The sequence below is a fragment of the Hymenobacter mellowenesis genome (assembly GCF_030581005.1).
Taxonomy (GTDB): Bacteria; Bacteroidota; Bacteroidia; order Cytophagales; family Hymenobacteraceae; genus Hymenobacter; species Hymenobacter mellowenesis.
Window position 1 is genome coordinate 35,856 of the sequence record NZ_JAUQSX010000007.1, and the last position, 23,550, is coordinate 59,405.

21 protein-coding genes and 1 tRNA gene are annotated in these 23,550 nt (G+C 58.8%); 14 read left to right on the plus strand and 8 right to left on the minus strand.

Translation table 11 applies throughout. From position 1 onward, the window contains the following. Positions 1-77: 77 nt before the first annotated feature. Genes Q5H92_RS14060 through Q5H92_RS14075 form a run of 4 tightly spaced genes read left to right on the plus strand, consistent with a single transcriptional unit; the run spans position 78 to position 2,711 of the window. Entirely contained in the window at positions 78-1,067 is a 990-nt protein-coding gene (locus tag Q5H92_RS14060) for an NAD(P)H-dependent glycerol-3-phosphate dehydrogenase (RefSeq protein ID WP_305012171.1), read from the plus strand. 20 nt (positions 1,068-1,087) lie between these two features. Beyond that, the gene (locus Q5H92_RS14065) at positions 1,088-1,375 is read left to right on the plus strand and encodes a hypothetical protein (protein WP_305012172.1); all 288 of its coding nucleotides are present in this window, start codon (positions 1,088-1,090) and stop codon (positions 1,373-1,375) included. A gap of 26 nt (positions 1,376-1,401) precedes the next feature. Further along, complete coding sequence (locus Q5H92_RS14070; RefSeq protein WP_305012173.1) at positions 1,402-2,274, plus strand: glycosyltransferase family protein; 873 nt, start codon at positions 1,402-1,404, stop codon at positions 2,272-2,274. An 11-nt stretch (positions 2,275-2,285) separates the two neighbouring features. Continuing rightward, entirely contained in the window at positions 2,286-2,711 is a 426-nt protein-coding gene (locus tag Q5H92_RS14075; RefSeq protein ID WP_305012174.1) for an EamA family transporter, read from the plus strand. 3 nt (positions 2,712-2,714) lie between these two features. Here the strand turns inward: Q5H92_RS14075 and Q5H92_RS14080 are convergent, their stop codons facing one another. The 4 genes from Q5H92_RS14080 to pdxH form a co-directional block, all read right to left on the minus strand. After that, positions 2,715-4,493 carry a hypothetical protein gene (locus Q5H92_RS14080; protein ID WP_305012175.1) on the minus strand — a complete coding sequence of 593 codons (1,779 nt, stop codon included), beginning with the start codon at positions 4,491-4,493 and terminating at the stop codon, positions 2,715-2,717. An 8-nt stretch (positions 4,494-4,501) separates the two neighbouring features. Beyond that, positions 4,502-5,116 carry a Maf family protein gene (locus tag Q5H92_RS14085; RefSeq protein ID WP_305012176.1) on the minus strand — a complete coding sequence of 205 codons (615 nt, stop codon included), beginning with the start codon at positions 5,114-5,116 and terminating at the stop codon, positions 4,502-4,504. Then, positions 5,113-6,441, minus strand: a complete 1,329-nt coding sequence (locus tag Q5H92_RS14090; protein ID WP_305012177.1) for a DUF1015 domain-containing protein — start codon at positions 6,439-6,441, stop codon at positions 5,113-5,115. The genes Q5H92_RS14085 and Q5H92_RS14090 overlap by 4 nt, the downstream gene beginning before the upstream one ends. A gap of 138 nt (positions 6,442-6,579) precedes the next feature. Further along, positions 6,580-7,230, minus strand: a complete 651-nt coding sequence (gene pdxH / locus Q5H92_RS14095; RefSeq protein WP_305012178.1) for a pyridoxamine 5'-phosphate oxidase — start codon at positions 7,228-7,230, stop codon at positions 6,580-6,582. A gap of 211 nt (positions 7,231-7,441) precedes the next feature. On the opposite strand from pdxH, the gene Q5H92_RS14100 reads away from it, so the two are divergent. The 5 genes from Q5H92_RS14100 (at position 7,442) to Q5H92_RS14120 (ending at position 13,430) form a co-directional block, all read left to right on the plus strand. Further along, on the plus strand, positions 7,442-7,999 hold the full coding sequence (locus tag Q5H92_RS14100; protein WP_305012179.1) for a YqgE/AlgH family protein: 558 nt from the start codon (positions 7,442-7,444) through the stop codon (positions 7,997-7,999). A gap of 88 nt (positions 8,000-8,087) precedes the next feature. Continuing rightward, positions 8,088-10,559 carry a DUF349 domain-containing protein gene (locus tag Q5H92_RS14105; protein WP_305012180.1) on the plus strand — a complete coding sequence of 824 codons (2,472 nt, stop codon included), beginning with the start codon at positions 8,088-8,090 and terminating at the stop codon, positions 10,557-10,559. Between the two features lie 128 nt (positions 10,560-10,687). Next, a tRNA-Thr gene (locus Q5H92_RS14110) sits at positions 10,688-10,760 on the plus strand. A gap of 53 nt (positions 10,761-10,813) precedes the next feature. After that, on the plus strand, positions 10,814-11,074 hold the full coding sequence (locus tag Q5H92_RS14115; RefSeq protein ID WP_305012181.1) for a hypothetical protein: 261 nt from the start codon (positions 10,814-10,816) through the stop codon (positions 11,072-11,074). 25 nt (positions 11,075-11,099) lie between these two features. Next, positions 11,100-13,430, plus strand: coding sequence for a T9SS type A sorting domain-containing protein (locus Q5H92_RS14120; protein WP_369811153.1), 2,331 nt, complete (start codon positions 11,100-11,102; stop codon positions 13,428-13,430). A 91-nt stretch (positions 13,431-13,521) separates the two neighbouring features. On the opposite strand, the gene Q5H92_RS14125 is transcribed toward Q5H92_RS14120, so the two are convergent. Further along, positions 13,522-14,334, minus strand: coding sequence for a phosphatase PAP2 family protein (locus Q5H92_RS14125; protein ID WP_305012183.1), 813 nt, complete (start codon positions 14,332-14,334; stop codon positions 13,522-13,524). A 153-nt stretch (positions 14,335-14,487) separates the two neighbouring features. On the opposite strand from Q5H92_RS14125, the gene Q5H92_RS14130 reads away from it, so the two are divergent. The 5 genes from Q5H92_RS14130 (at position 14,488) to Q5H92_RS14150 (ending at position 21,267) form a co-directional block, all read left to right on the plus strand. Beyond that, complete coding sequence (locus Q5H92_RS14130; RefSeq protein WP_305012184.1) at positions 14,488-15,135, plus strand: HD domain-containing protein; 648 nt, start codon at positions 14,488-14,490, stop codon at positions 15,133-15,135. A gap of 58 nt (positions 15,136-15,193) precedes the next feature. Further along, on the plus strand, positions 15,194-15,424 hold the full coding sequence (locus Q5H92_RS14135) for a hypothetical protein (RefSeq protein ID WP_305012185.1): 231 nt from the start codon (positions 15,194-15,196) through the stop codon (positions 15,422-15,424). Positions 15,425-15,569: 145 nt separating this feature from the next. After that, a complete protein-coding gene (gene gyrA, locus Q5H92_RS14140; protein WP_305012186.1) occupies positions 15,570-18,218 on the plus strand; it encodes a DNA gyrase subunit A in 2,649 nt (882 codons plus the stop codon). A gap of 114 nt (positions 18,219-18,332) precedes the next feature. Beyond that, complete coding sequence (locus Q5H92_RS14145) at positions 18,333-19,571, plus strand: tetratricopeptide repeat protein (protein ID WP_305012187.1); 1,239 nt, start codon at positions 18,333-18,335, stop codon at positions 19,569-19,571. Between the two features lie 700 nt (positions 19,572-20,271). Next, positions 20,272-21,267, plus strand: coding sequence for a hypothetical protein (locus tag Q5H92_RS14150; RefSeq protein ID WP_305012188.1), 996 nt, complete (start codon positions 20,272-20,274; stop codon positions 21,265-21,267). A gap of 55 nt (positions 21,268-21,322) precedes the next feature. On the opposite strand, the gene hisIE is transcribed toward Q5H92_RS14150, so the two are convergent. Genes hisIE through Q5H92_RS14165 form a run of 3 tightly spaced genes read right to left on the minus strand, consistent with a single transcriptional unit; the run spans position 21,323 to position 23,550 of the window. Next, positions 21,323-21,988: a bifunctional phosphoribosyl-AMP cyclohydrolase/phosphoribosyl-ATP diphosphatase HisIE gene (hisIE, locus tag Q5H92_RS14155; protein ID WP_305012189.1), complete on the minus strand. Its 666-nt coding sequence runs from the start codon at positions 21,986-21,988 to the stop codon at positions 21,323-21,325. Positions 21,989-22,033: 45 nt separating this feature from the next. Further along, positions 22,034-22,789, minus strand: a complete 756-nt coding sequence (gene hisF, locus Q5H92_RS14160) for an imidazole glycerol phosphate synthase subunit HisF (RefSeq protein WP_305012190.1) — start codon at positions 22,787-22,789, stop codon at positions 22,034-22,036. Between the two features lie 44 nt (positions 22,790-22,833). Further along, a complete protein-coding gene (locus tag Q5H92_RS14165; RefSeq protein ID WP_305012191.1) occupies positions 22,834-23,550 on the minus strand; it encodes a 1-(5-phosphoribosyl)-5-[(5-phosphoribosylamino)methylideneamino]imidazole-4-carboxamide isomerase in 717 nt (238 codons plus the stop codon).

Genomic DNA, 23,550 nt, shown 5'->3' on the forward strand with positions numbered 1-23,550 from the left:
AACGTCCTGCTGCGCACCGCGTGGCAGGACGTTCGTGCTTTCTTTGCAATTGACTTCCCACCCCAATTCCTGTTCTCTTGGAAAAAATTGCCATGCTCGGCGGCGGCTCCTGGGCCACCGCGCTAACGAAGATTCTCAGCGAAAATGGCGCGCGCGTCGACTGGTGGCTGCGCTCGAAGGACGATGTGCAGCACCTGTTGCGCACCCGCCACAACCCGCGCTACCTCTCGGCCGTGCAGTTCGACCTCAACCGCGTGTACCCCACCACCGACTTGGAGGACGCCATTGAGGAAGCCGACTGGCTGGTGCTGGCCGTGCCCGCCGCCTTCGTACAGCCCGTACTCGACAAGCTCGACCGCGACGCGCTCAAGCACAAGCGCGTGGTGTCGGCCATCAAAGGCATGATTCCGGGCAAAAACCAGCTCGTGACCGACTACGTGGCGGAGCGGTTCCGGCTGGGCCGCCACCAGCTCGGCGTCATCGCCGGGCCGTGCCACGCCGAGGAGGTGGCTCTGGAAAAGCAGAGCTACCTCACCATCGGCTCGCCCGATGCGGGGCTGGCACTGGAGTTTTGCGAGCTGCTGCGCAACCGCTTCGTGAGCGCCCACCCGGCCGCCGACCTCGACGGCATTGAGTACTGCGCGGTGATGAAAAACATCATTGCCCTTACTGGCGGCATCGCCCACGGCCTGGGCTACGGCGACAACTTTCTGGCCGTGCTGGTGAGCAACGCGGTGCAGGAAATCCGCCGCTTCCTGCAGGCCATCAACCCGCAGCCGCGCGACTTGTCGGCCTCGGCCTACCTCGGCGATTTGCTAGTGACGGCCTACTCACAGTTCTCGCGCAACCGAACCTTCGGCAGCATGGTGGGCCGCGGCTACTCGGTGAAATCGGCCCAGCTGGAAATGAACATGGTGGCCGAGGGCTACTACGCCGTGAAGTCCATTCACGAGCTCAATAAGAAGTTGAAAGTGAATATGCCTATCACAGAAGCTGCTTTTAATATTCTGTATGAGCGGATTTCGCCGGCCGTGGAGCTGGAGATTCTGAAGGAGAAGCTGCGGTGAGAAAGTTATTTGCCGGAGCAATGGTGACGCTGGCTTTGGTGCTGGCGGTACTCGGAACCTACGTTAGTCTGATAACCGGTTTGTGGCCGGCCATGGCCTTTGCCGCGTTGGCTGTGTGGTTGTTTCTGGCCATTGTCTGCCTGCGGTCTGCGCTGGTTGGGCATACGTGGTGGCGGGTGCTGTTGCCGGGTTTCTTTCTGCTTCTCACGTTTCTGGTGTACGGCTACGGCCTGCAGTACCTGGCTAAAAAGCGCTACAAAACGGAAGGTTACCCGCGTCGCTATTACTCCTGGGACACGGCTAAGTAAACTGGTGCCTAACCATACATTCCATTATGAAAGTCGTTGGCTTCACCTTCATCCGCAACGCAGTCAAATACGACTACCCGGCGGTTGAAAGCATCAATTCGTTGTTGCCGCTGTGCGATGAAGTAGTTGTGGCCGTGGGCAACTCCGAGGACGAAACGCTTGGCTTGGTTCAAAGCCTGAACTCCCCCAAAATCCGCATCATCGAAACCACCTGGGACGACTCGCTGCGCGAAGGCGGCCGGGTGCTGGCCGTGGAAACCGACAAAGCCCTGGCTGCCGTGCCCGCCGATGCCGACTGGGCCATCTACCTGCAGGCCGATGAGGTGCTGCACGAGGCCGATTACCCGGCCATCCAGGCCGGCATGGAGCGGTGGAAAGATGACAAAACCGTGGATGGCCTGCTGTTGAACTACCGCCATTTCTATGGGTCTTACGACTATGTGGGCGACTCCTACCGTTGGTACCGGCGCGAAATCCGCATTGTGCGGCCCGGCATTGGGGTGTATTCATATCGCGACGCGCAGGGTTTCCGCAAGGCCGACAACCAGAAGTTGCGCGTGAAACTCCTCGACGCCACCGTGCACCATTATGGTTGGGTGAAAGCACCCGCGGCTATGCAGCGCAAGCAGGAAACCTTCAACAAGCTCTGGCATTCCGACGACTGGGTGGCCCAGAACGTGGTGCCCGCCGCCGAGTTCGACTACAGTCAGGTTGACTCACTGCAACGCTTCGCCGGCACCCATCCGGCGGTGATGACGGCCCGCATCCGCCAGCAAAACTGGCAGTACGACCACGACATGGCCCGTAACCGCTACCGCTTCAAAGACCGGCTCAAGCACTGGTTGGAGCAAGCCACCGGCTACCGCCTGGGCGAGTACCGCAACTACCAACTGGTTTAGCCCTGCCGCGCATGAACTGGCTCCCACTTGCCCTGCTCACGGCGTTTTGTCTGGCGCTTTACAACTTATTTATAAAGCTGGCATCCAACCACCTGCCGCCGGCGGTGGGCGCAGTAGTGCTGCAGCTGATGGCCGCCGCGCTGGGCGCCGCGTGGCTGGTGCGCCTGAAGCTGCAGGGGGCGCCGTTGCCGCTGAGTTCGCGGGGGCTGGCCCTGGCGGCGCTGGCCGGGGTGGGTGTCGGGCTGGCCGAGATTCTGACGTTTGTGGTGTTTCAGCGGGGTGTGAACTCGTCGGTGGGCACGCCGGTCATTGTGGGCGGCTCGGTGCTGCTCACGGCTCTGCTGGGGCTGGGGCTGCTGCGCGAAACGCTCACGCTAGCGCAATTGGGCGGGCTGGTGCTGATTGTGGCCGGCATCGCGCTGGTGGCGCGGGGCTAGGCGCTAGTCGTGCCGCCAGGCGTTGGCCTGCAGAGGGAAATCGGGCGGAACCACGTAGATGTCGACCTCATCGTTGTGATAAGCCGGCGCAAACGGAAAGCGGGGCTTGAAGAATCCCCGGTCATTCGGGAAGGCCACCACGTAGCGGTAGCGCGTATTGGCCTGCTGGATATTGTCGAAGTGCCACGGGCGCTGCCGCTCCTGCGAATGGGCGTAGAAGCGAAAGAACAGGTTATGGGTGGGCTCGGGAATGAGCACAGTGCTGGCCGGTTGGGTGGTCAGCCAGCGCAGAGCGGCATAGTAGGTACCGTTGGTGCGGCGCGCCGCAGGGTTCACCCGGATAACGGAGTAAGTTTCGTAGCCGACGAAGCCGATGGCCAGCACGGCCAGCACCCGGCGCAAAGGCCGCGAAGCCGGCCAGCGCAGTAGCAGCCAGTCCACGGCTATGCCGAGTAGAATGAAGAAAAAGCAGGCTTTGTATAGCATCACCCGTTCGGGCGGAAAAACGTGCTGAAAACTGATGACGGCATAAGGCAGGGCCATGAACCACAATGCCGGCACGCCCACCCGGCGCAGGCGGCTGGCTGGCTCGGCGGGCAATTGGTCTCTTCGCACTTGGTAGAACATCAGCCCAACCAACCCCAGCACGGGAAGCGTGACCAGGGCGCCCAGTGTGCGCTGCCCCGCCAGAAACCCCTCATTGTGCCAGATGTAAGCCGGAAATCCCCGCCAGAATACGCCTGTCGCCAACGACGCAACGTAACCGTTGCCAACAAACTTATCGAACCCCGAAACCAACAGCAGTGGAGTATATAGCAAGGCTGCTCCCATGCCAACTATGCTGCCAACCAGCCCGGCGCAAACCAGTTGCGACCACCTGCCGGTGCGGATAAAACAAACCGCCAGCCACGAAAAAGCGGAGGCCAGCACGTAAGCAAACGTGGGCACGGTGTAGCAGCCTACGATGCCCGCCACAGCCAGCGCCAGCCAGGCGGCACGGGGCCGGGTGGTGGCCTCCACCAGCCGGAGCGTGCTGAAAAAAACTAGCCCGGCCAACCCAATAATCAGCCAGTACCCGCGGCCCACGCCGGCGTGGTACAGGCTGAGCTGCAGCCAGGCGAAGGCCGCCGTGGCAACGGTGGCAGCCCGAAACCCAAGCCGCGGTTTCAGGGCCGCAAACCAGCCCACGGTGGCCGCCGTGCTGATGAGCAGCACCGGCAGGCGCATGCACCACCAAAAATTGGGGCTTACCTGGTAAAACAGCCAGCTGATAGTATTAGAAAAAACGTGGTTGTTCGGAATCGGGTAATAGGCACTGGTGGCAAAGAGGCCCTTGTTAACAAACACCTCGTAGGAAACGGCGTCGTCGTATTCAGGATTAGTCAGGCTGAAATACAGCCGCAGCAGCGTGAGAGCTGCGAAGAGCCCAATTGCCCATCTGCGCTCAGAAATGGTCATTTGCAAGCCCTGCCGCAGCCGGCGCCAGCTCGCGCCGGTTTCCGCGCGGAGCCTGCTCAGCTCCTGGCGTGCCGGGTTGGTGGCTACCACTGCTGCGGTGCCCACCGCGCAAAGGCCGGCTGCCAGGGCCAATCCCTGGCGCAGGTGGCTGAAGTCGGCTTCCGAAAATGGCCGGGTGCGCCAGCCATAAAAAGGAAAAATAGCGTCCAGCGACCGGGCCTCGGCCCAGCTAACAGTCCCGAGCACTAGGGCCGCGTGGCCGGCGCAGCCCGCCAGGAGCGCCAGCCCCAGCAGCAGCCAAAAAGGAAGCCGAACAGGTGTCATTCCGTCGCTCAAGTCAGGCGGGCTCTGGTGCCAGCCGCGCCGTTCCAGGCAAACGGTGGGCCGATGAGTTTTTCCAGCTCTGCCCAAACCCGATGCACCGGCAGGCCCATCACGTTGAAGTAAGAGCCTTCCAGGCGCGTCACGCCCACCATGCCAATCCAGTCCTGCGCCCCATAGGCGCCGGCTTTGTCAAACGGCTTAGCGGTTTCAATATAATGGCTGATTTCGGCTGCCGACAGGGCCCGGAAATGCACCGTGGTCTGGTCCGAAAACACCACTTCGCGCCCGTCGCCGCAGCGCAGGCACACGCCCGTGAATACCTCGTGCGCCCGGCCTTGCAGGCGGGTGAGCATGGCGGTGGCCTCGTCCACGTCGGCGGGCTTGTTCAGCACGTCATCGTCGAGGCACACAATGGTGTCGGCGGTGAGCACCACTTCGTCAGGGGCGAGGGTAGGGATGTAGGCGGCGGCCTTGTGGGCGGCCAGGTATTCTGCTACTTCGGCGCGGCGGAGGTGAGGCGGGAAGTCCTCGTCCACTTCCACCAGACGGGTTTCGTAGTGCAGGCCCAAATCGGTGAGCAGCTGGCGCCGGCGGGGCGAGTTGGAAGCTAAAATAAGTTTCACGCGGATAGGGCAGGGGCTTGGAAAAATTCGACAAACGGGTTGCCCGTTTCGTCGTCGGCAATGCTCGTGAAGAGAAAGCCGCCAATGGTTTTGGGATAGAAAAACGTCGATTTCGGTGGCATCACGGCGCCGGAGTGGCACACGGCTTCCACTTCGGCCATGGTCACCTCGTTCACAATGAATGCGGCCACCGCCTCGCCGCGGTCCACCCGCTGCAGGCAGTCGAGCAGGCTGCGGACGTAGGCCACGCCCAGCCAGGCCCGTTGGGCATCGGCTCCCATCACGCCCAACACCTGCTGGAAAACAAAAAAATGCAGCACCGTCAAATCCAGCGCCTTCACCTCATCCGTGGTGGGCCAGTTAAGCAGCGCGTGGGCTTCGGGGCGCAGCCGCAGCTTGTAGGCCTGGCCAGCGGCGTATAGCCCGAAGGCCCATTGTTTGCCGGCAATGATGTCGGGCAAGTCGTTGGCGTCTTCCTTGGGCTGCACCACGAAATAGGGTTCCAACTCCCGCACCAAATCAGCCACGGTACCGCCGTTGGGCATTTCCAGCAGCAGGCGATGAGTGGGCAGAATTCGCAGGTCGTCGGCAGCGGCGTTGGTGAGGTACATGAGGTGGTAGTTCCAGGGCTCGCGGCCGGTGGCGGTACCGTCGGCGGCGAGCTCGCGGGCCTGGCGGTAGGCCAGCGAGCCCTCGTAGCGGTGGTGGCCATCGGCCAGAATCACCTCGCGCCCAGCCAGCACTGCTTGAAACCGTTGGATAATAGCCGCGTCCTGAATCACGGCCAGCACGTCGCGCGCGCCCTGATAGTCCTCCACGGTTTCGTAGAGGGGCGAAAGCATGGCCTCGTCCAGGTAGGTTTCCAGCTCAAAATCGTCGTCGCGGTACAGGCCGTGGGTGGCGCTGGTCTGAAACTGGGTGCGGGCCAGCAGCTCAGCCCGGTCATTTACCGAGGCGGGCAGGGTGTTTTCATGGCGCAGCACCACGTTTTCGTCCCAGTCGTAGGCCCGGATGTGGCACATAAAGCCTTTGCGGCAGTACTCGCGCGTGCTGCCGGGCAGCCGGAAATACTGGTAATAGGCATAAATGCCGGGCAAGGCATCCTGCCGGAGAACGCCGGTGGTTTTCCATTCGGCCAGCAGCCCGGCCGCAGCCGGCGCATCGGTGCGCGGCACGGTGAGGTGAATCGAATTCAGTGGATTCTGATACAGCGCCTCCCGTTGCTTGGCCGATACTACATCAAACAGCGGCGATACATACGCATCAATAGTAGTGCTCAGCGTCGGATTGTAGCGCCAGCCGCGCACGGGTTGAATTTCAGCCAAAACGTTTCATTTAACAATTAACAATTACCATTTAACACACTAACAGCTAACACATATCAAATCCTCAACTTCTAAATTCGGCTAAATACCGCTAGTCGAGCTGTTAAATGATAAATGTTAATTGTTAAATGAAATGACTTAAGGTGCCAGGCGGCTGCGTTTCCAGTTGTCGCCATCCCGCTCGTACACAATGCGGTCGTGCAGGCGGCTGGGGCGGCCCTGCCAGAACTCGACCCGGTGCGGGCGCAGGATGTAGCCGCCCCAGTTTTCGGGCCGCGGCAACGGGTCTTGAGCTGCTAACTTTTCGGCAAATTCCTGTTCGCGGGCCTCCAGTTCCTCGCGGCTCCCGATTACCTGGCTTTGCGGCGAGGCCCAGGCCCCGAGCTGGCTGCCGCGCGGCCGGCTCTGGAAATACTCGGTCGACATCCCGGCCGGGGCTTTTTCCACCCGACCTTCCACGCGCACCTGGCGTTCCAGCCCGGACCAGAAAAAGTTCATTGCCGCCAGCGGCTGCCCGGCCAGTTCCTGCCCCTTGCGCGAGTCGTAGTTGGTGTAAAACAAAAAGCCAGCGTCGTCGGGCAGGCCTTTCAGCAGCACCACCCGCGAGGAGGGCTGGCCGGCTTCGTTCACGGTGCTGAGCGTGAGGGCCGTTGGTTCCTCCAGCTTGGCGGCCAACGCTTCGTCGAGCCACTGGCGGAACTGCCGGACGGCATCGGGCAGCACATCGGCTTCCGATAGGGTGCGCTGCGAGTATGTTTTGCGTAAATCGGCGAGTTGCGAGTCGTTCATGAATCAAGCAATTTTGAAGGCGGGAAACCGCCCGGTCGTTGGGGCCAGGCGGAACAAATTTGGCCGGCTCACAGTCTAACTATATCCCGCCGGGCCGCTGCTGGGTGGCCCCGGCGGCGCAAGTTACAACCGCCGGCCAAGGCACACGGAGCGGTGGTCCGCCACTGCTACGGCCCGCGTCTGCCATTTCTCAACTGCTATTCATCTGCTCATGCGTCCCGGAACCCTGCTTATTTCCCAGCCCTTTCTGGGCGACCCCAATTTCGAGCGCAGCGTGGTGCTGCTGTGCCGCGACGAGCCCGAAGACGGAACTTTCGGCTTGGTACTGAACCGCGCCACCAACCTTACCCTCGGCGACGTGCTCGACCTGCCGCCGGAGCTCACCGCCGCGGCCGGCGAGCTGCCCATTTACGTGGGCGGCCCCGTCGAGCCCAACACCCTGCACTACCTGCACCGCCGGCCCGATTTGCCCGGCGCGCAGGATTTGGGGCAGGACGTGTACTGGGGCGGCGACTTTGATGTGCTCCTTGGATTGCTCAGCACCGGGGCCGTTTCCGGCGATGATGTGCGGCTCTTTGCCGGCTATTCGGGCTGGTCGGCGGGCCAGTTGGCCGGCGAAATGCAGGGCCAGAGTTGGATACGGCACTCCGCAAGCGCCGGGAAAGTGTTTACTTTGGCATCGGATGCTTTCTGGCGCGACATTTTGCGGGAGAAAGGCGGCCGGTTCAAGGTATTGGCCAACTATCCCGTCGACCCCCGTTTGAATTGATTGCGCCGCGAGGCTTCTTTGTTGTTTTATTCCCACTTTTTTTGCGCGCTCCTCTGGCCCTGCTCTGGGCTGGCTTTTACGAAGATTTATGGCTGCTGAAGAAAACCCCACTGCCCCGCAAGCCGGCGGCGCCAACGAGTCTGCCGAAGACCGGATGACCATTTTGCAACGCCGCCTGGCCGAAATTCAGAGCCGTTCGGGCGGGGCTGCCGCCCCCGGTGCTCCCGCTCCGGCCGAAGGACAGCAGGAGCTGCCCGCCCAGGGCACGCCCGCCCTCCCGGCCAATCAGCCCGAGGGTGCCGGCACCGCCGAGGCGCCGGCCGAAGCCCCCGCCGCTCCGGCCCCCGCCAGCGCCCCCGCGCCCGGCACGCCCGAAGCCAAAGCGGCTGAAGAAACCGCCCAGCACGTGCCCGACGAGGTAACCGTGGATGGCCGCGATATGTCGGCGCCCCAGGCGCGGGCCGTGGCGCACTACGGGGCCGATATGGCAAGCAGCGTGGTCGAAACCCCCATGCCCGAAGCCCTGCCCGCCGAAGAACAGATTGCCAGCGCCACGCCGGCCCCCATCGCCGACCCCGAAACCAGCCTCAGCGGCACAGGCGAGCCCACCACGGTGGAAGAAGCCGCCCCGACCGTGCCCACGGTGTCCGTCGGTTCGGCCGATGACCTGGAAAATGCCCCCGAAGGTGTGGCCCACCTGAGCACGTCGGAAGAAACTCCGCTGAATGCTGCCCCGGCCGATGCAGCCGCCATTGAGGCCGGCGAGGAGTCGACCGGCAAAACGGAAGCTTCGGAAAGCGAGGAAACCTACGTATCCGAAACGCCGGCCCCCGATTTCACGGCCCTCGACTTGCCGGCCCAGGCTTCCTATTTGGTAGAGCTTATTCGCCGCCCCGACGCGCGTCGCAACCGCAAGCAGATTCAGGACCTGACCCGCCAGTACGAAACCAATGTGGGCTTGGCCCGCACGGCCGCCCGCGACAAATTTGCCGCTGGCGGCGAGGGCGCCGAAGCCTTCGCATTCCAACAGCCGGAAGGGCAGCAGGAGCTGAACAAAGCCCTGCAGGAATTCCGCGAGAACCGCGCCAAGGACGCCAAAGCCGAGGACGCCAGCCGTGGCGACAACCTCACCAAGAAGCGAGCCCTGCTCGACCAGCTGCGCGGCCTCGTGGAAGGTGCCGAAACCAAAGACAGCTCGGCCAAGCTTAAAGCCCTGCAGGCCGAGTGGAAAGCCACCGGCGCTGTGCCGCAAACCGACAGCCAGTCGATTTGGGATACCTACCACGGCCTGCTCGATATTTACTACAGCAAGCAGGGCCAGTTTCTGCAAATGAAAGACCTCGACCGCCGGCGTAACCTGGAGGCCAAGGAAGGCCTCATCAAGCGCGCTGAGGCGTTAGCCGATGCCCCCGGCATCAATAAAGCCTTGGATGAGCTGACCAAGCTGCACGACGACTGGAAAAATATCGGCCCTGTGCCGAACGACCAGCGCGAGCCCTTGTGGCAGCGTTTCATCGCCGCTTCCGACGTGCTGCACCAGCGCCGCAAGGAGTTTTCTGACCAGCGCTCCACCGTGGAGAAAGCCAACCTCGTGGTGAAACAGGCCCTGCTGGAGCGGGTGCTGCCCTTCGCCACCTTCGATACGGACCGCGTGAACCTGTGGCGCTCGAAAACCGACGAGCTGCAGGAAATCAAGGCCGAATGGGAAGCTGCCGGCCTCGTGCCCCGCGCCCAAGCCGATGCGCTGAACAAGCAGTACTGGGCCGCCTACAAGGCGTTCTTCAACCGCAAGAACGATTTCTTCAAGTCGCTCGACAACGAGAAATCGGCCAACGTGAAGGCCAAGCAGGCCCTCATCGACCAGGCTGAGGAAGCCCAGAACAACCCCGACCACGACGCCGCTCGCCAGGTCATCATCCGGGTGCAGAAGGAATGGAAAGATGTGGGCCGCGTGCCCGACAAGCTGGCCGACAAACTCTGGCACCGTTTCCGCGCCGCCTGCGACGCGGTGTTTGAGCGCCCCAAGCAGGAGTTCCGTCAGCGCGAGGAGAAAGTGCAGCAGGCTTCGGCCGAGCAAACCGCTCACCTCGAAACCGTGACCGAGCAGGTGAGCGCCCTGAATGCCGATAACCCCGGCACGCTGGAAGGCTTCCGCGCCATTCTGGGCGAGTGGTCAACAGCTTTTGATGCTAACGATGAGCAGCCCAACCGTGGCACCGGCGACGCCAGCGAAGAGCAGTTGCTCAAGCTCCTCGGCAAATACCTCGACCAGGTGCCCGGCCTGAGCTACGACGACCGCGCTGCCCTGTTGTTCCAGACCGAAGTGGCGCGCCTCAAGGCCCGTCCGCAGGCCCAGCAGCAGTTGGCCCGTAAGGAAATGGCGCTCCGCAAGGAAATCAACGAGCTGGAAAACGACGCTTCTACCCTGCAAACCAACCTCGACTTTTTCGCCCGCTCCAAGAATGCCAGCCAGCTGCGCGAGGAGTATCAGGGCCGCATTGCCGAAGGCCAGAAACGCATTGATGCGCTGAAGAAGCAGTTGAAAATGATTCGCAGCTAAGCCCGGTAACCACTTGGCTTACACGCAAAGCGCCCCGATGAGCAGTTCATCGGGGCGCTTTTTTTTAATAAAAGGGCTCGCAGCGTTGGCAAAAACGCCTGGGTAGGCTACTTTTGCAACACCAACCCGCCGCCTTAGCTCAGTTGGTAGAGCTTCTGACTTGTAATCAGAGGGTCGTTGGTTCGAGTCCGACAGGCGGCTCATCAAAAGGCCTCTTTCCATTGGAAAGAGGCCTTTTTTGCTTTTGAATTCGTTTGGGCCTGTTCCTCCATCTGCTGAAATGCATCTTTACAGTATCCTCCTTTCACTTTATGGATTTGCAGTATGGGCAAACATCTGTTGTTAACCAGAAAATGGCCGCTGGCATTGCTGTGCCTGATGCTGTGGGCGCCGGCCTTGCGGGCGCAAACGCAAGTGGACCCGGCATTTGGGCCTATGCGGGCCTACAACGCCGCTGGCGTCTCGCAGGTACTTGTGCTGGGCAATGGCCAACGGCTTATATTGTCGGCTTCTAGCCTTATGCGGGCCGATGGCGTGGACATGTCGCAACCTTTGGTCCGATATTCAGCTACGGGCTTGCTCGATACTGCTTTTGTGCGGGCGTTGGCGCACTACAACTGGTCGCCGAGTGGCTTGGCCGATGGGGGCAATGGTCGGGTCCTGGTTACGCTTTTAAGGAGTTCCACTTTGAATGGGCAGGTTTTTAATGGCATGGTGCGCCTGCTGCCTTCTGGGGCTGTCGATGCCTCTTTTGCTGCGCAGCCCGCTTCGTTAGACGTGTCCTCGTTGGTGGTTCAGGCCGATGGCAAGGTGGTAGTAGCCGGGCTTTTTACCGAGCATAATTCCCAACCGGTTGGCGGCTTGCTACGCCTGAACGCCGACGGCACGCACGATTTTGCTTATACGTTTAACAACGGCGGTGGCTTAGGCCCCCAAACATTTCCGCCGAACCTGAATTTGCAGGCCGATGGCAAAATTTTGGTGGGAGGCACGTTTAACACGGCGGGGGGCCTGGCCCGGAATGGGCTGGCCCGTTTCAATGACGATGGCAGTTTGGACTCGGGCTTCGTGCCCGCTACCGCGCCAACGGCATTGGTAGGGGCCGTGGCCGTGCAGCCGGATGGGCGCATCTTGGTGAGTGATTTCAACGGCGGCGCCCTGGTACCCAATGGAACCCAAAAACTGGTTCGATTGATGGCTACGGGAGCGTATGACAACACGTTCACCAGCCCTTCACTGGGGGTTGCACCCTCATTCAATGCTGCTACAACGCTGCTGGTGCAGCCTAACGGCCGCATCCTTTTTGCGTCTCAAGATGGGTATGTGCCCCCAGGCTATATTGTCCGCCTCACCAGTACTGGCGCTACCGATGCTACCTGGAACGTGCCCATCAGCCCCAGCCTTAGCCGCTCGGTGGGTTCGTTGCAGTTGCTGCCGGGTGGTCAGGTAGTATTTGGAGGGGTGCCACAGCCTTTGGGCGGCGCCCTTGCAGTGCCCGCGGGCGTGGGTCAACTCACGTCGAGCGGTGCGGCCGATGCGTCGATGCCGGTGCCGACCCTCCAGGTCCCGGGCGTGGTGTTCGATTTGGCGCTGCAGACCGATGGCAAGGTGCTGGTGGCCGGCGCTTTCACCGAAATCAACGGCGCTGCTGCCCAAGGGCTGGCGCGCTTGCAGGCCACCGGGGCGGTAGACGTGGCTTTCACGACAGCTGCAGCCGTCACAGGGGGCTATCCGACCAAAGTGAAATTGCAGCCTGACGGCAAAGTACTCGTCATCGGTAGTTTCAATGCGCTGGGCGGCGTGTCGGTGCCATCGCTGGGCCGGGTGTTGAGCACGGGTGCCCCTGACCCGGCTTTTGCCCCGGTACTTTTCGCGTCGAGTGCCCTTAATCTCAATTCCCCAGCTAACATTGAGCTACAGGCCGATGGGAAGATTCTGCTGGCGGGTAACATGCAGTTGGGAAGTGGGTCGCCCTTTATACGGTTCTTGCGGTTGCTGCCCGGAGGTGGGTTAGATACTGGTTTCCAGCCACCGGCTTCCCTGTGGCCAGCGGCAATGCTGGTAGAGCCTTCGGGTGCCATCGTGGTGGGCAGCGGCGGGGTTTTGCAGCGCTTGTTGCCCTCCGGGGCGCCCGACCCCGTTTTCGTCGGCCCAACGGGTCAGGGCCAGTCCTATTTTTCCATTAGCGGACTGCGTCGGTACCCCGATTGTCGCTTGCTGACATTTGGTCGGTTCACGGCCCTGGGAGGAGTCCCTACGGTCGGGGTGGCTCGCCTTTCCAGCAGCGGCGCCGTTGATGCGTCGTTTGTGGCGGTTTTGCCCGGTACCAATTATAGCGTGCAGTCGGCAGAGCTGCAGCCCAATGGCCGCGTGCTCGTGGGCGGTACCTTTTCCACGTCCGGTTATCCTCTTCAAACCCTGGTTCGCCTGCTGCCCGACGGCTCCCCCGACGCCTCCCTCGATATTACTCTCAACCCCAATCAAGCTGTGCTGGCTCTGGCCGTACAACCCAACGGCGGCCTGCTGGTAGGCGGGCAGTTCACCACGGTCGGGTCCGGGGCGCAACACCTGGGATTGGTGCGCTTGCTCGATGCCAATGTGCTGTCCGTACCGGCTGCCGGCCTGCTGGCCCGTACCGAAACCTGGCCCGTGCCCGCGCACGACCAGCTCCACTTGCGCCTCGACCGAGCCGCGCGCCCCGCCCGCCTTGACCTGCGCGATGCGTTGGGCCGGACGGTGCTCACCCAGCCCGTAGCCGCCAATGAACAGGACATAAGCCTGCCGGTAGCTCAACTGCCCGCCGGGGTGTATTTTCTGCAGGTCCACTACCTGCAAGGTGGTACCGTGGTGCGGCGCATTTCGGTCGAATAGCGAAAGTCAACGCCACGCAAAAGCAAAGCCCCGGCTACCAAGTAGCCGGGGCTTTGCTTTTGCGTCAAAATAGCCTGCTGCGGCTTGTGCTTTACTTCGGCCGCCAGGTGAAGCACAGGCCCGTGCCGCCCGCCGGGCTCCACATGGGCACGAAGCTGGTATCGCCGATGCCGCGGCCGCCGGGTTTGCGGCCCCAGCGGTTACGATGGGAGAGGTAGGCCACGTGCGCCGACAGGATGCCGAACCCGGCCCCGGCCACCACGTCCGATTCCCAGTGCTTGTTGTTTATCATCCGAAACGCCGCCACGCTGGTGGCCAGGGCGTAAGCGCCCACTCCGTACCACTGGCTTTTGTCGCGGAATTCAGCGTGCACGATGCTGGCCGCCAGAAACGCCTGCGCCGTGTGTCCCGACGGGAAGGAGAGGTGGTTGGAAGAGTCAGGACGCTGAATTTGCGAAAGCGTCTTGACGATGTACACCGAGCCCAGCATGATTAGCTCGCTCTTGGCCACCACCAGGGCGAGGTTCAGGCGGTCGTTGCGCGAGTCGACGCCAGCCAGCAGTACCCCTGGAATCTCCAAGTACGGCGCCCATTGCAGGTAGTCGTCGATGTGGTTGCGGTAGGTACCGAAGGTGCGACGGATGTCGCGTTTGGCGTCGTATGAACTGTAGAGGCCGCTGCCGTAAATGGTGCTGGCGCCGTAGCCAATCAGCACCGCCGGCACAATGGAAGCCCGAAACCCCTTGCTTTTGAAAAACGACTTTTTGCCGGCTGCTGACACACCCGTCGGGTTCTGGTACTTGTGTGTGGTATCGGCCGTCGTTGGTGTTTGAGCAGCTGCCAGCTGCGGCAATAAGGCTAGTTGCGCGAGCAGGGAGACGGATAGAATGGAGCGGAGCATCATCGGAAAAGGGATAAGCAATAAGTTGCGAAGAAACGACCCACCAGCCCAATCGGTTAGCATTTGGTGGCCTGCGCAGGGCATCCGGGGGCTAATGCCGGTGCTAACTTGCGGCCGGATTCCGGGTTTTTTCTGGTTTCAGCTCCCCCTGATGTTATGGATTTAACAACCGCAACTGCCCGGTTCATAGAACAAAAATTTGCCGATGAGGGCAGTGGCCACGACTGGGCCCACATCCGCCGGGTCTGGCTCATGGCCCGCCAGTTGGCGGCTAATTCGCCGGATGCCAACGTGGAAATTACCGAGCTGGGGGCATTGCTCCACGACATTGCCGACTGGAAATTCCACGGCGGCGACTACGAAGCCGGCCCCCGGGCCGCGCGGGCTTGGCTCGAGAGCCAGCACGCGTCAGAGGAGTTGATTGGCCGTGTTGAGGCCATCATCCGCGAAGTCTCCTTCAAGGGGCAGGGCGTCGAAACCCCTGTCACTTCATTGGAAGCCGCCCTTGTGCAGGATGCCGACCGGCTCGATGCCATCGGAGCCATCGGCATTGCCCGTGCCTTTGCCTACGGCGAACACAAGGGCCGCCCCATGCACGACCCCGCTGTGCCGCCCGTCAGGCACGAGAGCTTCGCCAGCTACCAGAAAAGCACCGCGCCTACCATCAACCATTTCTACGAAAAGCTCTTCCACCTCAAAGACCGCCTGCAAACGCCCGCCGCCCGCGCCGTTGCCGAGGAGCGCCACGCCTTCATGGAGGCATTTGTGGCGCGCTTTTTGGCCGAGTGGGACGGCCGGGCCTGATGGGGAGGGGCGGCCCAAAGTTCGGCTTCCCCATATCGTCTGTCTTACCTTTGTGCCCATGAAGCTGTCTTTGCGCTTAAGTATTTGCCTGCTGCTGTTGGGGGCCGTGAGCTGCCGCACCTGCCCCATCGAGTCGTGCCACACCCGGAAGGTGCACATGCACAGCGGACAGAAGTACCATGGCCAGCCGTTCTGGAAGATGCAAAACCCCGCCATCGGCCAGAAAATCAAGACCCACAATCCCAAGGGTGGGAAGAATCCGCTGGACAAGAGCAAGACGTTGAAATAGTCCTACTCAAACCCTCAAAAAAGGCCACAGCGCTTGCCGTTGTGGCCTTTTTGTCGTATCTTCGCACGCATACAAAGAACCATTCACCCTGCGGCTTTTACGTCCCTTTTAGGGGTATTTCCGAAGCTGCCTATTAACCCCCTCAATGGCGGAAGGCGAAAAAATCATTCCGATTAACATCGAAGACGAGATGCGGGGCGCCTACATCGACTACTCGATGTCGGTTATCATCTCCCGGGCCCTGCCCGACGTTCGTGACGGCCTGAAGCCCGTGCACCGGCGCGTGCTCTACGGCATGAGCGAGCTGGGCGTGGGCTACAACAAATCCTACAAAAAGTCGGCCCGTATCGTGGGCGAGGTTCTGGGTAAGTATCACCCGCACGGCGACAGCTCGGTGTACGATACCATGGTGCGCATGGCCCAGGACTGGAGCCTGCGCTACCCGCTGGTAGACGGCCAGGGCAACTTCGGCTCCGTCGACGGCGACTCGCCTGCCGCCATGCGTTACACCGAAGCCCGTCTCAAGCGCCTCTCGGATGAAATGCTGAGCGACCTGGACAAGGACACGGTCGACTTCCAGCCCAACTTCGACGACTCGCTGGAAGAGCCCAGCGTGATGCCTGCCAAATTCCCCAACCTGCTGGTAAATGGCACGTCGGGCATTGCCGTGGGCATGGCCACCAACATGGCCCCGCACAACATGACGGAAGTCGTGAACGGCATCATTGCCTACCTCGACAACCCCGATATCACCGTGGCCGAGCTCATGCAGTACGTCACGGCGCCTGACTTCCCCACCGGCGGCATCATCTACGGCTACGAGGGCGTGAAGCAGGCATTTGAAACTGGCCGTGGCCGCGTAGTGATGCGTGCTAAAGCCACCTTTGAAACCACCAAAACCGGCAAAGAGCAAATCGTCGTCACCGAAATTCCCTACATGGTGAACAAGGCGTCGATGATTGAGAAAACTGCCGCGCTCATCAACGACAAGAAGATTGAGGGCATTTCGGACATGCGCGACGAGTCGGACCGCGACGGTATGCGCATCGTTTATGACCTCAAGCGTGACGCCATGCCCAGCGTGGTGCTCAACAACCTCTACAAGTACACGCAGCTGCAGAGCTCGTTTGGCGTCAACAACGTGTGCCTAGTAAAGGGCCGCCCGATGACGCTCAACCTGCAGCAGCTCATCCACTACTTTGTCGAGCACCGCGCCGAAATCATCATTCGCCGCACCAAGTACGAGCTGGCCGAAGCCCAGAAGCGCGCCCACATCCTGGAAGGTCTGCTCATCGCGCTCGACCACTTGGATGAAGTCATTGCCCTCATCCGCGGCTCGCGCGACCCTGAGGTGGCCCGTGGCCAGCTCATCGAGCGCTTCGCGTTGAGCGAGGTGCAGGCCCGCGCCATTCTGGACATGCGTCTGCAGCGCCTCACCGGCCTGGAGCGCGACAAGATTGTGGCTGAGTACAACGAGCTGATGAAGCTCATCGACTACCTGAAGTCGGTGCTTGAATCGGACGTACTGCAGCGCGGTATCATCAAAACCGAGCTGGAGGATATTCGGGATCGCTACGGCGATGCCCGCCGCACTGAAATCAACTACCAGGGCGGCGATTTCTCGACCGAGGACATGATTGCCGACGAGGCCATGGTTATTACCATTTCCCGCGAAGGTTACATCAAGCGCACGAATCTGGACGAATACCGGGCCCAGGGTCGGGGAGGAGCAGGTTCGCGCGGGGCCGTGTCCAAGAAGGACGACTTCACGGAGCATCTGTTCGTAGCCACCACGCATGAATACCTGCTGTTCTTCACCGAGTTAGGTCGGGTATTCTGGTTGAAAGTGTACGAAGTTCCGGAAGGAGGGAAGACCATCAAAGGTCTGCCCATCCAGAACCTCATCGAGATTCCGCGTGAAGACAAGGTGCGCTCCGTGCTCAACGTGCGCGGTCTGAAAGACCCCGACTACCTCGAAAACACGTTCCTGATGTTCTGCACCGAGCAGGGCACGGTGAAGAAAACCCCGCTCGAAGCCTACTCGCGTCCCCGTACGGCCGGCATCAACGCCATCACCATCAATGAAGGCGACCGGATTCTGGACGTACAGCTGCTCGCGCCGAATGCGGAAGTTATTCTGGCCTCCCGCACCGGCCGCGCCGTGCGCTTCAACGAAAGTCAGGCGCGCTCGATGGGCCGCGCCGCCGTCGGTGTCCGGGGCATTCGCCTCGAAGACGTACCCGGCAACCGTGTGGTGGGCATGGTCTGCGTGGCCGACCCGACACAGGAGTTACTTGTCGTAAGCGAAAACGGTTTTGGCAAGCGCAGCCAGCTTGAAGAATACCGCGTGACCAAGCGTGGTGGTAAAGGCGTGCGGGCCATGAAGATTACCGAAAAAACCGGCAATCTGGTGGCTATTAAAGACGTGAACGATGGTGACGACCTGATGATTATCAACAAGTCCGGCATCACCATCCGCCTGCGGATGAGCGACCTGCGCACCATTGGCCGCGCCACGCAAGGGGTTCGCCTGATTAAAATCAGTGGCAACGATGAAATTTCGTCGGTGGCAAAAGTTGAAGCCGAAGAGAAAGAAGACGAAAACGTCACCTCGGCTTTAGTGGAGTCCGCCGATGGTGCCGTTGCAGCTGATGGGAGTCAGGTTGTTATCAGTGCGTTAGGTATTTCGGATGATGCCGAATTACTGGAAGATGACGATGACCTGGAAGAAGAGGCGGACGACGATGACGCTGACGACGAGCAGGAAACTGAAGACGACGAAGACCTGGCATAATTGCTGAAATAGGAGCGGGGCGGTCCATTTGGGCTGCCCCGTTTATTTTTGGCGAACTCAACGCGAAACCTCGGGGTTTGAGGCGCGGATGAGGGCGCACACCATTCACCCTTAATGTTCAACCTTTTCGCTTTTGGTGGCACATTTGCAGCAGTTAACCTGCCTAAAGACCACAAAGGGCACATTCCCGATTTTATGAAAAAGACCTTTTTGACGGCCGCCGTAGGCGTAGCCTTAGTGGCGGGGCTGCCCGCGACGGTTTCAGCTCAGACTTCCGCTGTCACGAACGCCATTTTGAACCAGCGCTCGGGCCTGCTGGACAAAGCCCGCACGGATATTGACAAGGCCATTGTCAACGAGAAGACCAGTGGGAAAGCCAAAACCTGGTACACTCGGGGTGAAATCTACCAAGGCATGCTCGATAGCCCAATTTACGGCAAGCAGTTGCAACCCGGTGAAGGTTTGCAGAAGGCATACGAGTCGTTTGCGAAGACCATTGAGTTGGATACCAAAGACGGGGAGTTTGGCAAGCAGGCCGTAACACGTCTGGACAACCTATATGGCCACGCCTTCAACGACGCAGTTAATAGCTACAATGCCAAGGACTACGACAAGGCTATCGAGAATTATAAGCTCGCGTCAAAGTTGAAGCCCCAGGACACGACAGCGGTGCTTTATTCGGCGTATGCTTACGAGGCCAAGCAGGACTACGCTGGTGCTAAGGCCAGCTATAACCAGCTGCTGGGTATGAACTACAAGTCAACAACGCTGTATTCCCGGCTTTTCCAAATGGCAAAGCAGCAGAAGGATGACGCTGAAGCTGCGAAGGTTTTGCAACAGGCTTTGGCTGCATACCCCAACAACAAAGCCTTTATGCTTGAAGACCTGAACCTGTCCTTGGCTACTGGTAAAGGCGGTGATGCATTGGATAAGATTACCAAAGCCATTGCGGCGGACCCTTCCAATTCGAACCTGTATGCTGTGCGTGGGTCTATGTATGACCAGCAGAAGAAAAATGACCTTGCGTTAGCCGACTACAAAAAATCGGTTGAGTTGGACCCTAATAATTTTGATGCTCAGTTCAACCTGGGTGTCTATAACTATAACAAAGCTGCTGAGGCGTACACCAAAGCCAGCAAAATGGACCTCAAGACGTACAATGTTTCGGGAAAGAAACTAGAGGCTGATGGGAAAAAGTATTTCCAGGCGTCAGTTCCTTATTTCGAAAAAGCATTGGAGTTGCAGCCTCAGGACAAGAACACGCTTTCCTCGTTGCAAAAAGTATATTTCCGTTTAGGGAGGACCGCTGACTCTGAGCGTCTCAATGCTCGGCTGGAGCAGTTGAAGAAATAAGAGTCTACCATTCATGAACAGGAGGGGCCCATTCTTGCTTTCTGCGAGAGTGGGCTTTTTCGTGGAATCACGCTGAAAATCTCGATTTAATTTAACATAATATAAATTATAAGACATTGCTACGCTTTAGTTGCTCGGTGCTCGTAGATGATTTCTCTATTAAGAAATGGTCGCTATTTTCTTGCTTAATGTTAACGGTATTTTTGCTTATGCCGAGCGGACCGGAGTCAATGCGTAGAGGCGGATTTTTAATTGCTCGCCGCTTCAACCGAGAGTTGAGTAGCAGGTTTCGGCAATGACTTCTCGGTTGAGTTAAGGGTTCACGTTTATTTCCCCTACTTGCTTCTCTTCAATCTTGATGTGGTTACCCTTTAAGTATTTTTACTAAGACTCCTAATAAGCATGTTAATTCAAGCCTAGTGAATATAAGTATAAAAAAGTTAAAAAAATGGACAAATTATATACTTTTTTATGCTTGATGTAGCAATGTAGTATCATATCGCCTATACTTGTGCTACAAAAGTAACTATAGTGGCTTGGGCAACGTAAGCATGGTATAAACACAAAGTATTAGATAAAAGACCCACAATTATGCATATGAAAAACTATTTCACATAGCTTATGGACAAATAAGTACATAAAAGTAATAAAATTTCACTCGCGGAGTACCTTTTTATACTCAAAAAGATTTTGAAAAGACATGCCGAAACTTATAGACTACCCAAGAACAACATACGCGGGAGCATGGGAATTAGCTGAAGTGGTTGACGACACAGGAGGAAAATGCGAAATAGAAACCGCAGCCCGGAAACTCAATCGAAAGGTCAGCGGGTCCTTTAAAGCAATAATAGGCTCAGCGGTCAAGTTTGGTTTATTGACTAGCAAAAGGGAGTTGCTAAGTGTCACGACACTTTACAAACGGATAAAACACGCTTATGACAAAAAGGAAGAACTCCTGTTCCACAGAGAGGCATTTCTAACCCCTCCTCTGTTCACGCAGATATGCCGGAAATTCAGGCTGAGAGAACTTCCTGTGCAGATGCTGGACGTAATGCTCATCCGAGAGTTCGGGGTTGAGGAAATCAATGCGCAGGGTGTTGCAAAGGCTTTTGTGGAGGGATGCCGCATGGTTAATCTCCTTGACGAGCACAACACGATGGCTGACATTGACGCGTCATCCTCACATCAGCCACGGCGGGAGCTATCAGCTCCAGTATTGGCTCAAAACGCCTTTACGCCGACTCTGCCCACACCAGCGGCGACACCTGTTGCATCAGAAACTGATGAAACGCCTGTTGTCTCACCACAAGCTGGGGGCCCGGTTCAGTCAATGAATTACTCAACCCCACAGACGGGACGGAAAAGGCCTGAAAACGATACAGTTGCTAATCTTTTTGGTTTATTCAGAGAAGAGCAAGTAGAAGACAGACATAACAATGCTAGTCAGACTTTAGAATCCATTGAACCTGTACAAAGCCAGAGCGAAATGCTTAGCGCCCACACAACGGAACACATACCACTAGAACTAACAAACAGGCAGCTGCCTGCTACGGCAAATCAAACATCCGTGTTCGAGCTAAAAATCAGTGGCCCTGGACTGAATTCAGTGCTGACGATACTTGAAGAAGAGGACATTGTTATAGCTCAAGCTTTGCTTGAAAAAATAAGAAGACAGTTAAAAGCTAAATCAATATAGAAAGGTTGTGAAAACACTGGGCCAAAACAATTGAAATTCTGGCCCAGTATTTCATTTACTCTTGGCTGAGATGGCGGGTATTTGGCAACCGATGACGCTCTTGCAACACAGAGATAACCTCCGACAACGATAGTCCCGAAGCGGCCAAGAGCACCAGTAGGTGGTACAACAAATCGGCGACTTCTCCCGGCAAGGTTGCGTGATGACCAGCAACCGCATCTATCACTGTTTCAACGGCCTCCTCTCCTACTTTTTGGGCAATTTTAGGCATCCCCTTTTTGAAAAGGGAAACGGTATAGGATGTTGGCGCACGCTCGGGAAATTGCTTGCGTTCATTAATGAGGCGTTCAAGACTGGCCAGGAATCCAACCGGCGCTGCTGGCGCAAAGTTCTGTTGGGCCTGCACGAAGCAGCTAACGGTGCCCCGGTGGCACGTAGGGCCCTCTGGAATGACACGAATTAATACGGTATCAGCGTCGCAATCAACGTGGTGGCTTACAACTTGCAGGAAGTTGCCGCTGCTTTCCCCTTTTGTCCATAGCCGGTTTTTTGAACGTGAGAAGAACGTAACCCGTCCCTCCTGCTGCGTTTTTAGCCAAGCAGCTTCGTTGAGGTAACCCAACATCAAGACCTGGCCGGTGTCGGCATCCTGGATGATGGCCGGCGCCAGCCCGGTGGCTGGGTCAAATGTCAATTGGATTGAATCGGGTACAGGAATCATATTTTCTTACAATAGAGTAACAAAAGCGCTTAGGGTGAACCAAGCCTATTGACGGACGGGAATACCCGCTTCGTGTAGATACTGCTTCAAGGCCGGAAGGGCCGTTTCATTGAAGTGAAAAATACTGGCTGCGAGCGCCGCATCAGCCCCTCCTGCGCGGAATACGGCCGCGAAATCAGCGGGCTGCCCCGCACCACCCGAAGCAATAACGGGCACCGGAACGGCATCACTCACTGCCCGCGTCAATTCCAGGGCAAAACCCGATTTCGTGCCGTCATGGCTCATGGAGGTTAGCAGAAGTTCGCCGGCGCCCAGGTCGGCAGCTTCCCGGCACCAGTCCACCGCTACGCGCCCAGTGGGCTGCGTACCCGCCCGGGTCATCACCTGCCATTCCGTGCCAACCAAGCGGGCATCCACCGCCACTACAATGCACTGGGAGCCGAAACGCTGGGCTAGCTCTCGGATAAAACCAGGCCGAGCCAGTGCAGCTGAATTGATGGAAACCTTGTCGGCACCGCTTAACAGCAGGGCTTCCACATCGGCGATACTGCCAATACCACCGCCCACTGTGAAGGGAATGTCGAGCACACGGGCTACTTCCCGAACCAGTTCGGTGAGTGGCTGGCGGCGTTGGTTGGTGGCCGTAATGTCCAGGAAAACAAGCTCATCGGCTCCTCCTTGGGCGTAGCGGGCTGCCAGAGCAATCGGGTCGCCAGCATCGCGCAAGCCTTCAAACTGAATGCCTTTTACGGTGCGCCCGTCGCGCACATCAAGGCAGGGAATCAAACGCTTTTTAATCATTACGGTACATCATATTACTGCCTCGAATCGCCAACAGTAGGAATTTATAGGAATCGCCGCAAATCGGGCAATGCAATGGTGCCTTCGTAGAGCGCTTTGCCGATGATGGCCCCGTGCATCCCGGCTTCGGCCAACAACTCCAAATCGTTGACCGTGGTGACGCCCCCGCTGGCAATGAACCGGGCCGCAGGGAATTCCTGAATCAAAGTTTGATACGTCGTGAGCGCAGGCCCTTGCAATAAACCGTCTTTACTAACGTCGGTGCAGATAAAAGTGGACCCGCCGACATTGAGAAAATCCGCGATAAACCCACGCAGCGTCAGCGCACTTTGCTCAACCCATGCGTTAATCATGATGTGGTCACCTTTAAAATCAGCCCCTAGGAAAACCGTATCGGCCCCGTGATGGGCAAGCCAGCGCTGAACCGTGGCAGGCTCTCGCACGGCCAGACTGCCCGCGGTGGCGTGCGCGGCGCCAGCAGCCAGCACCTGCTTCAACGCCTCGTCGGTCTGAATGCCTCCCCCCGCATCAATGTCCAATACTGTGTGCCGCGCAATGGCTTCGAGCACGCCAAGATTTACCGGCCGGCCGGCCCGCGCCCCGTCGAGGTCGACAAGGTGCAGGCGACGCAGGCCGGCATCGGCAAAACGCTGGGCAACGGCAACAGGGTTGGCATCGTAGGTGGTCTGGCGCGCAAAATCACCGGCGCTGAGGCGGACGCACTGGCCGTTCAGCAAATCAATGGCGGGGATGATTTCCAA